Annotated in this window: 1 protein-coding gene; it reads right to left on the bottom strand. The window is 60.4% G+C overall.

All coding sequences use genetic code 11. The features are described 5' to 3' along the window. Positions 1-652, bottom strand: a 652-nt coding sequence (gene tnpC / locus AC1D2R_RS32215; protein ID WP_477973880.1) for an IS66 family transposase, incomplete at both ends; no start/stop codon positions are given.

Raw genomic sequence — 652 nt, 5'->3', positions numbered from 1 at the left:
CCCAGCATCCGGCCAGTCTGATGGTTTCATTGCTGCCGGACTTGGCGCGCTCTTTGAGCATGCTGGTGTAGGCCGAGTAGCCATCAACTTGCAGGATGCCGGTGAACCCGGCGAGATGACGCGCGACACACTTGGCACCTCTGCTGTCTTCGAAGCGATAGGCAACCATCGGCGGACCCGATCCTCCGAACGGTCGGTCATCGCGCGCGTATGCCCAGAGCCACGCCTTCATCGCTTTACCAGAGCCGGGAACCAAGGTCGGCAACGTCGTTTCGTCGGCGAATATCCTCTCGCCGGCCTTGATGCGCTCCAGGATGTAATCCGCCAGGATCCGCAACTCGAAGCCCAGATGTCCCATCCACTGGGCCATCAAAGAGCGGCTGAGCACCACGCTGTCGCGTAGGTAAATCGCCTCCTGGCGATAAAGCGGAAGACCGTCGGCGTATTTCGACACGGCAATGTATGCCAGCAGCCGTTCCGTCGGCAGGCCGCTTTCGATGATATGCGCTGGCGCCAAAGCCTGCAGCACGCCGTCACGTTCCCTGAACGCATATTTGGGGCGGCGTGTGACGATAACCCTGAACTTCGGCGGYATGACATCGAGCCGCTCGGATCGATCTTCGCCGATCAGAACCTTTTCCAAGCCCTGGCA

This window comes from Rhizobium sp. P1_C7 (assembly GCF_056406295.1).
Note: the sequence above shows the minus strand (reverse complement) of the source record. Positions and strands in the feature narration are given on the sequence as shown.